An 8,515-nucleotide genomic window follows, 5' to 3' on the forward strand; every position below is an offset into this window, starting at 1 on the left:
ATTATGTATAACCTGAATAACAGTACAAATTAGATATGATTGATGAAGATTTGGATATATTTTTGTAAGAATTTGGTGAGCCGGCTGAATATATCCAAGCAACAGAACAACAAATAGAAGCCTATCGCGGTATCCTTCCCGATCAGTTGTTGGAATACTGGCAGCAAGTTGGTTTTTCTGGCTTTCTGGACGGGTTGTTCTGGATCACCGACCCTGCCGAGTTTGAGGATGTCGTCGAAGCGTATCTCTCTGGCACAGGCCTTGCTGACTACGACAATTATCATGTTATTGCGCGCAATGCGTATGGCACTCTCTACTTATGGGGAGAACGCACAGGGGCTTCATTGGAGATAGCTCCACATTTAAATTGGATCGTGACAAGTGAGGGGGATGAACAGAAAATTGCCAGAGGCGAAGGGGGGATTGCAATTCAGCGATTTTTTGGCTTCCAAGAGCCAGACGACGTGGATATTGAAGCCAACTCAACACCCTTTTTCAGCTCGGTTTTAAAAAAGCACGGAGCCATTGGTAAAGACGAGGTGATGGTGTTTACCCCGTCCTTGTTTATGGGGGGCAAGAAATCTGCGGATAAGATGGAAAAAGAAGATTTGCATGTCTTTTTGCAGCTCATGGCGGATTTAGGTGATGCCGAAATTATTGATATGGCATCAATGGTGGGTAATGTAGTGAAGCATTACGGTAAATAATCAGTATCCCCAGAAAATAAAGCCATCACCTAAAAAAAGTCCCTCGTCAGTCGGCAACAGAGAAATGAACTGAGAGGGACAATCGGGTTTGGAGGAAGGAAACCCAAAAACACGTTTTCTAGATTACTGATTGTTTGAGCTAGAGGTTGCTTTAACTCGGCGTTGATACTACAGCAGGTAGGTCGTATGTGCATTACGCATATCGCTCAACGTTTTTAGATTATTTTATACGGGATAAAGAGGAGACGGTGATAGAAGGGGGCATGATAAAGGCGGAACGTTGAATACGACCACGTAGCAGTTAGCGTCACAGTTGGCCTATTTTTCAGGGGGCAATCGCACCGTAATGAGTGGTGTATCTAAAATAAACAAATACTATTGATTTGTTTGTATTTTAGCCTGTTGTGTTGCTTGAACGCCTCTACCTGCATGGTATAGTCGGCGATATTCATGCTGCAACTGTTTGTTTTTTTAGTGTTTTATTTGTATCCATTTTCTGAGTTGTGGCACTCATAGGCTGGAGCCACATTTGAACATCAAGTCACTCTTCTATCTCTGCATAATCCCATTGTTAGGCTTACCACCCGCACAGGCAAACAATGAAGATCCCGTCTATACCACCGTTAAAGCCAACCGAGTGGCGACGGCTCGCAGTGGCATTATTACCCACGGCTATCACCCAGACAGTACGGTGTACTATGCCTCTGATGTTAACAACAAGGATGGTGAGTCGTACATTCAGGGGGCGACCTACCAAGGTGAACCCGAATTTGACTGGTGGGTGAGTCAGGGTTTTTATGCTTTTTGTGATAACCAACAAGTGAAGCTGGGGGTGACGTATCATGATCTGGATTTTAAGGACGTATACACGACATTCTTATTTACCCTCGATGACGGCAATCGCTTTTTCTACGCGCCGACCCTCATCGAAAACAAACAGCTTTATTCCCCCGCGTTTATTCAAAATCGGTATTTTTTCCATCCGACCGCCTCATTCATTCATGCGCTTAAACAAGCCCAAAGCGTGCGAGTGAATATTCAGACGGAAGGGCGGTTGAACGGGCAAGTACAAGATGCCGAGGGGGCGCTGCCTATGAATGGTTTTGCTGAAATGATCACGCGGGTGATGAACCATTGCCCTGAAACGGCCCCTGACATTGATATGGCATCGCTCAGTGAATCGCAACGTTTGCTCGCGAAAGCCAAACAGTTATGGCATACCCAATATTACGATGAAGCCGCGACGTTGCTAAAGCAAGCCTCCCAAAAGGGCGAGGGCGAAGCGAGTTTATGGCTCAGCAATTATTATCAATACCATACCGATGGTGATAACCGGATGGCGTTAACACACCAAGCGAGAAGCTTGGGGGCGAAACAAGGTAACGTAGAAGCGATGTGTGCGTTAAGCGTGGATTATATCACGCTTAAAAACACAGACCGTGCTGATGGGTTGAAAGGTTTGGCGCTATTAGAAAAAGCCCAAGCGGACGGCGCGCAATGTGCCGATTTCCATTTAGGGTACATGTACATTACGGGGACGGTGGTTGAAAAAGATGTGCCGCGTGGGCGCGAGTATTTAAAGCGGGCTGTTGAATACTCTCCTCAAGCACTCAGCTTGTTACTCGATACCTATAAGAATTCACCGAAAGCGATGGATGCTGAGGTTTACCCGTGGGTGAAATTAATGGTGGAAAACCATGGTTTTGAATGGCGTAAAAAAAAGGCCATTTGTCAGCGTAGCCCCGACGTGTGTGAAAAAGAGAAGGATTTATAATGACCCCAATTTGGCCAACCTGTCATTCAGTGTCTTTAAAATGCGCGGGACTTGCATTGTTTAGTGGTGTGTTGCTTTTTCCTGCGGCATCTAGCGCTGTCTCATTCTCTGATTTGGATTTTGAACGCAAAGGACGTCGACATATCGCTGTTGAGAAAACGACCCAAACCCCTTATACCGGTGTTGCTATCGCTTATGATGAGAAGGGTACTAAACGCGTAGAATCGTATTTTTTAAACGGTCACAAACACGGTCCCAGTTACCGCTGGTTTGCCGATGGCCGCTTGGAAGAACAAATACATTGGCTTGATGGCAAGCAACACGGTATTGCGAATAGTTTTTACCAGAGCCGCTCTCAAAAAGACAGTAAGGAGCCGGCGCTTTATTATCAAACCGATCGTGAAAACTACCAATATGGACTCGAGCATGGTGATCAAACACGTTGGAGCATTGGTCGTCGTTATAACGATGTCATGATGATAAATGGCAAAAAAAGTGGGAATAGGACGCGTTGGTCTCAAGATCGCAATGATCAAGACTATGTGAATTATGACGAACATTATGTCAATGGAAAAATAATGGGGTTACAACGCCATTATTTTCCCGATGGCGGCGTTCAGAAAGACGTGTTTTATAGCCATGGGGAGACAAATGGCCCCTCACTTGAGTTCACCCTTGACGATGTGAATCTCCCTTACCTTACCGCGGTGCAGTTCAGCCAAAATAACCAGCTTCAAGGCATTGAACGACAAGACTATGATGGCGGGGATCGTATAGTGCGCAGTCACCGTCATGGAGAAACGTACGGATTTGAGCACCGCTTTACCGGTGACGGCGTACTGCAGAACGTGTATTTGACCGGTTCAGGCAAACAGGTTGAGTATTACCACAATACCAATATCCGTGGTTCAGAAAGAAACAAGCTGGAGGGCGATAGCCATGCGCTTCAGTATTATTGGTTTAAAACCGGTGTACTACAGGAAGTCCGGCAGTTCGAGCTGGGTAAATTATCTGAGCCTGTGACGGAATGGTATAAAAACGGGACGAAAAAATATCAAGTTATCCCCAGCCAACATGCCGGTCAGTTCCTTGAAAGTGAGTGGTATGACAATGGCCAGTTGCGGGAGCAGGGACTCAAAGGTAAGCGTGGCAAAATGGGGCTACATAAAGCGTGGTATAAGTCGGGGCAATTGAAGAGTGAAATAACCTATGCCCTGATTCAAAAAGGGCGATATGCGTACAGTGTGAAGCACGGTAAAGAAACCCAATGGTATAGCAATGGGCAACCAAAGTTAACAGGGACTTACCATGAAGGTGAAGCGGTGGGAACACGCCGTACGTGGCTTGATGATGGCACATTATATTCAGAAAAAGAGATGGGATTGTAATCATGGCGCGACAAGTTACCTTAACATCACGTTTTCTCTTACTGCTCAGTGTTGTGCCACTTACCGTGAACGGTGCTTTACTGGAATATAAAGGAACGCCAGCGTTAGCGTATGAGGTGGGAGGCTCTGTACCGTATTCCGGCACCGATACTCAATACTACTTTTACCCCGATAAACCCGAAGTCAGTCCCCATAAACTCAGTGAAATCACGTATGTTGACGGCAAAATGCAGGGCCAAGCGACGTATTGGTTGTATAACGGCCAACTTAGCATGCTGCACACTTACGATAAGGGTGTCTTAAACGGACGAGCGGTGACTTTCTATCCCCATATGACCAATCGCAAGGCGATGGAGACCTTTTACGTTAAGGGTAAAGAGGACGGTTTGTCGACCTACTGGGATACGCATGGCCGAAAACAAGGGGCGATGAACATGAAGCAAGGATGGCGTCATGGTGTCGCGCAAGGTTGGAGTGATGGCGGAGCATTGATTTATAACGGTGAATTTGCCCATAACAAGCGACAGGGTGAGCATTGGTGGTATTACAATCATGGCCAAAAACAACAACGCACCCAGTTCACGAATGGTCAGTACGATGGCATTTACCAAGTCTGGTATGAAGATGGACAACTCGCCACGGATGCAACGTATGCGAAAGGTCAATTACACGGTGAAGCACGTTATTGGTACGAGAACGGTCAGCTTAAACACCAAGTGAATTACCTTGCGGGTGCCAAGCAGGGTCAAGAGCAGTTTTGGTATGAAGATGGCACCTTAATGCACAGTGCGTTATATCAGGCGGGTGTGAAGCAAGGCAAACAACAAACGTGGTATGAAAATGGTCAACCGCAGTCGGTTAGCCACTTTAGTCAGGACCAATTACACGGTGAAGAGTTATTGTGGACAGAAGCCGGATTAAAAACGCGGTTTGAGTATCACCATGGCCAAGTGGTTAAGGTTGAAATGCCGAAATAACCGGTGACGTTTGAAGCAGAAAAAAAGGCTGCCAGTGCGAACACTGACAGCCTTTTGACGACAACGCGTTATTACGCTGCGGCAGCGTCTGCCACAGGCTTTTTCTTCATGAATTTGTCACCACCGGTGTAGATACACAGTGCGATAACAACGGTTACAACGCCTGCTAGCTTCTGCAGCGTGATCGTTTCACCCAGCAGGAAGTACGCCACGATCATTGCGAATAGCGGCAATACGTTCAGTGCCATGGTGGTGATAACCGCATCTTGTGTTTTCAGTGTTGCCAGTTCCCATACGGCGTAAGCGAAACCAGAGCACAGTAGGCCCAGCGCCAGGATACTGCCTAGGTGCTTGCCGTTCTCAACCAAAACACTTGCAGAGCTGAAGTCAGCGCCTGTGAAGATACCCAGAATCAGTAGTGCCACCGTTGCAGACGCAAACTGGTAGAAGCTGCTTGAGTACAGGTCGTAACGTGAGTTCAGGTCAGAACCGAACTTACCCAGAATGTAGTTGTACGTCACAAAGCCCAGTACACCACACAGCGCGAACAAGTGGCCAAGATTGATGCCTTGGATTTTGTTCGATGGGTCGTACGCGATGATACCTGCACCCACTAGCGATAGTACAACCGCGAATACTTTCGGTGCTGTTGGCTTGATTTTATCAATCACAAACACCGCCGCCATGGTCAGGAACGGCGCCATGCCGTTGATCACGCCGATCTCACCAGACGAGGTGTACTCGTACGCTAAAATGGTGAAGTAGAAGAACACGGCCTGTGCCGAGATACCCGCGGCCATTAGCAGGAAGGCATCTTTCTTGCTCTGGATCTTCTTCAGTGTGTGTTTTTTAGAGAACATAAACACAGCAACGAAACACAGTGTCGCAATCGCGTAACGCGCGATAGCCAGTACCACAGGGTCAAGTTTACCGGCCAGTACGCCACCCAGTGGGAACGACGCGCCCCATAGTGCCGCACAAATAAGCGCAAGGGTTAAGCCGAGTGATTTATTCGGAGTAGCATTACTCATTTTTTTTTATCTCATAGAAAGGGGCTGTTTCGCCCCTTTGAAACGCAACGGTGATTATTGAGGGCAGATCTGAATGACGTGCTCTAAACGCTGATCTTTCTGGTACAGCGACGCATACGCGTAACCCACACCTTCAAGGTTGGTTGTTGCACCGTTGGCCACGTTGAACACTTTATCGATGATCGTGTTCGATACATTGTCGATCGTGTCTGTCGCATCCATGATGCCGCAGGCATTGATGTCCATGTCTGCTGTGATCAAAGAGCTGTTACCGGATACGCGAATAACCGGCACGATAGAGTTATTGAAACCCGCTGCGCCCGCTGTCCATAGGATCAACTGACAACCCAGAGAGGCAAAGTGCATTGCCGCGCCACCACATAGCATGGTGGTTTCTGTCAGGTAGAAACCTGGCGTGGTTGGCTTTTCACGGTGAAGGTGGTTAATGCGCAGGCAGTCCTGAATAGGACGAGTGCCTGTTTTATGCATCGCACCTTGTGATTTTTCATCGATTGTTGTCAGGCCACCGACGCTGTTACCGATAGACATGGTTTCCGTGCCTTCGATCACGTGCCAGCGCTGCAAATCTTCACCGATCAAACGCGCGATTTTCTCGCCCACTTCAGGGGTCACAGAACGTGCTTTTAGGATCTCTTCACAGCCAAGCAACTCAAGCAGTTCGCCTGCCATGGTGGTTGCGCCCATATCGACAAGCTTGTCAGAGGCCGCGCCCACAGAAGGGTTAGACGCCAGACCGCTAGAGGTATCAGAACCGCCACACTTAATACCGATGCGCAGCGCAGAAACAGGCGCATCAACACGCTCTACGCTATCCGCGTAAGCTTTTAGCTCTTTTGCTAGTGCAATACCATCTTTAATGGTTTCGACAGTCCCTTTGTTCTTGATCACCGTGAGGGCATGAACCGGTAGGCCTTCTTTACGTACCGGCTCTGCAATCATTTGCGGGTCGATAGAACCACAACCCATGGCGATAACCAGCACGCCCGCAATGTTTGGGTTGGTCGCAGTGTGGATGATCGTATCGATCATCTCTTCGTTGCCGCCGTACATACAGGTGTAGTGGTTGGTCACAACAACGGAATCATCGATTTCTTTGCTGATGTTGCGCGCAATACCTTCACAGCACTCATCAATCGCCACGATCAGGACGTTGTTACGAATACCGAATGAGCCGTTTGGGCGCGGGTAACCTTTGAATGTCGTTGTCATTATTGTTCGATGCCCATTTGTTTGATGATTTCTTCGATGATGGATTCAGGAATGTCCAGACGTTCACTGCGAACGTTCTGAACATGCACAAGCTGACCCACTGGGATCTCAACAATCGACTTACCGATCGAGTGGCCACATTTCAAAATGTGCTCACCACTCGCGATGTTGCCAAGCGCGATCTTATTACCGAACGTGATTTTTTGCAGTGCTGTGATTTCTGCGATCACTTCGTTATCCGCTGAAATAATGTCAACGGATTCATGTTTTTCTACGTCGCCCAGTAGCGTTGCAACGTTGTCTGTAGGAGAAAGTGTAATGGCTTTCATTGCGTGCTTCCAAAGTGTTAATTGTCTTATTGTCGGACAATCGGCATTATACAGTCGAACAAACGACAAAATATGACAAATGTCACATTTTTTGGCTGTATTTTGAAACAACTTAAAATGTGGGCTGGACAATCGGACAGAAAAAATGTGTATAAAACTGACCGTTTGTTATTCAAGGTGCTGATTTACATGGAATATAAAATTGACGTTTTGAGGTGAACAGGAGGGGGGGATACAGAAAACATTTGATGAAAGTTGTGAACAACATCACGTATTGTGTGGGTATTGCGTTGAGCGGGTTATAGCATGTTCATCTCATTGCATGTTGGTCGGTATTTCAACAACGTGGTTGTTCCTATTTGGGGGGAGTGTCATTGGTATGCGCTTTATTGTTATTTTTCAACTTGTTAATAATGGAAGTTAAGAGTGCAGCTATAGTGTTTTCATGGTGGGGATGTATGATCGGTGTTTTGTCTTCACAGGATGTTTTACCGTGAAAAAGATAATCGCTCCCCTTATGTTCACCCTTTTGGCGGGCTGTTCGGCCACCACCAACCTTGATGCGATTCAATCTGATGTGTCTATTCAGGTGAATGATAAACCGCAGTTTATGCTTGAGACGCAGCCTGAGCAGACCTATTCCACCACCAGTTTTGGCCAGTATCAGTTTAAGTTGGAATCGGAAGGCCACGATCCGATGTACGGGTTAATGCCGTTGAAATTCAACGGGGGCTACTTAGCCGCAGACATTCTTTTCTTTGCCCCGGCGATGTTTTTTAACCTGCGCGAAGTCTTCCCTTACTACCAGTTTGATCTCGAGCACAAAGAGATCCGCTACAAGAAAAACATCGAAGATAGCTGGACGGTGTATAAACCGGATACGGCCGAAGTGAATCGTGCAAAAGCGTACTTTGAAAAGCGTGATAACTACGTGTTGAAAGCAGAATGATGAACGTATAGTGCGTGAATAAAAAAACGCGAGCGTTCGTGAATACGCACTGATTCGTGTCGATGAAAGAACCGCCTGAAAGGGCGGTTTTTTATTGTGGCCCCCCCACATAAATCATCAGTGCACCCAC

8 protein-coding genes and 1 pseudogene are annotated in these 8,515 nt (G+C 47.1%); 6 read left to right on the plus strand and 3 right to left on the minus strand.

The window, feature by feature from the left end:
* Positions 1-83: 83 nt before the first annotated feature.
* The 5 genes and pseudogenes from L4C36_RS22980 to L4C36_RS23000 all read left to right on the plus strand — a co-directional run.
* Positions 84-344 (plus strand): annotated as a pseudogene (locus tag L4C36_RS22980) (GAD-like domain-containing protein); the annotation flags it as partial.
* Positions 345-374: 30 nt separating this feature from the next.
* Positions 375-707 (plus strand): T6SS immunity protein Tdi1 domain-containing protein, encoded by a 333-nt coding sequence (locus L4C36_RS22985; RefSeq protein ID WP_428480110.1) that lies wholly within the window; start codon positions 375-377, stop codon positions 705-707.
* A 529-nt stretch (positions 708-1,236) separates the two neighbouring features.
* Entirely contained in the window at positions 1,237-2,481 is a 1,245-nt protein-coding gene (locus tag L4C36_RS22990; protein WP_428480103.1) for a tetratricopeptide repeat protein, read from the plus strand.
* The gene (locus L4C36_RS22995; RefSeq protein WP_428480104.1) at positions 2,481-3,869 is read left to right on the plus strand and encodes a toxin-antitoxin system YwqK family antitoxin; all 1,389 of its coding nucleotides are present in this window, start codon (positions 2,481-2,483) and stop codon (positions 3,867-3,869) included. The genes L4C36_RS22990 and L4C36_RS22995 overlap by 1 nt, the downstream gene beginning before the upstream one ends.
* Positions 3,870-3,871: 2 nt before the next feature.
* The gene (locus tag L4C36_RS23000) at positions 3,872-4,846 is read left to right on the plus strand and encodes a toxin-antitoxin system YwqK family antitoxin (RefSeq protein ID WP_428480105.1); all 975 of its coding nucleotides are present in this window, start codon (positions 3,872-3,874) and stop codon (positions 4,844-4,846) included.
* A 71-nt stretch (positions 4,847-4,917) separates the two neighbouring features.
* On the opposite strand, the gene L4C36_RS23005 is transcribed toward L4C36_RS23000, so the two are convergent.
* Genes L4C36_RS23005 through L4C36_RS23015 form a run of 3 tightly spaced genes read right to left on the minus strand, consistent with a single transcriptional unit; the run spans position 4,918 to position 7,436 of the window.
* On the minus strand, positions 4,918-5,877 hold the full coding sequence (locus L4C36_RS23005) for a DMT family transporter (protein ID WP_428480106.1): 960 nt from the start codon (positions 5,875-5,877) through the stop codon (positions 4,918-4,920).
* Between the two features lie 54 nt (positions 5,878-5,931).
* Complete coding sequence (locus tag L4C36_RS23010; protein WP_428480107.1) at positions 5,932-7,107, minus strand: UxaA family hydrolase; 1,176 nt, start codon at positions 7,105-7,107, stop codon at positions 5,932-5,934.
* Positions 7,107-7,436, minus strand: a complete 330-nt coding sequence (locus L4C36_RS23015; RefSeq protein WP_428480108.1) for a UxaA family hydrolase — start codon at positions 7,434-7,436, stop codon at positions 7,107-7,109. The genes L4C36_RS23010 and L4C36_RS23015 overlap by 1 nt, the downstream gene beginning before the upstream one ends.
* 493 nt (positions 7,437-7,929) lie before the next feature.
* Between L4C36_RS23015 and L4C36_RS23020 the strand changes: the two genes are divergently transcribed.
* Positions 7,930-8,385 (plus strand): hypothetical protein, encoded by a 456-nt coding sequence (locus tag L4C36_RS23020; RefSeq protein ID WP_428480109.1) that lies wholly within the window; start codon positions 7,930-7,932, stop codon positions 8,383-8,385.
* Positions 8,386-8,515 lie beyond the last annotated feature (130 nt).

Origin of the sequence: Photobacterium japonica, from assembly GCF_050337005.1 — a bacterium.
In the GTDB taxonomy this organism is placed as follows: domain Bacteria; phylum Pseudomonadota; class Gammaproteobacteria; order Enterobacterales; family Vibrionaceae; genus Photobacterium; species Photobacterium japonica.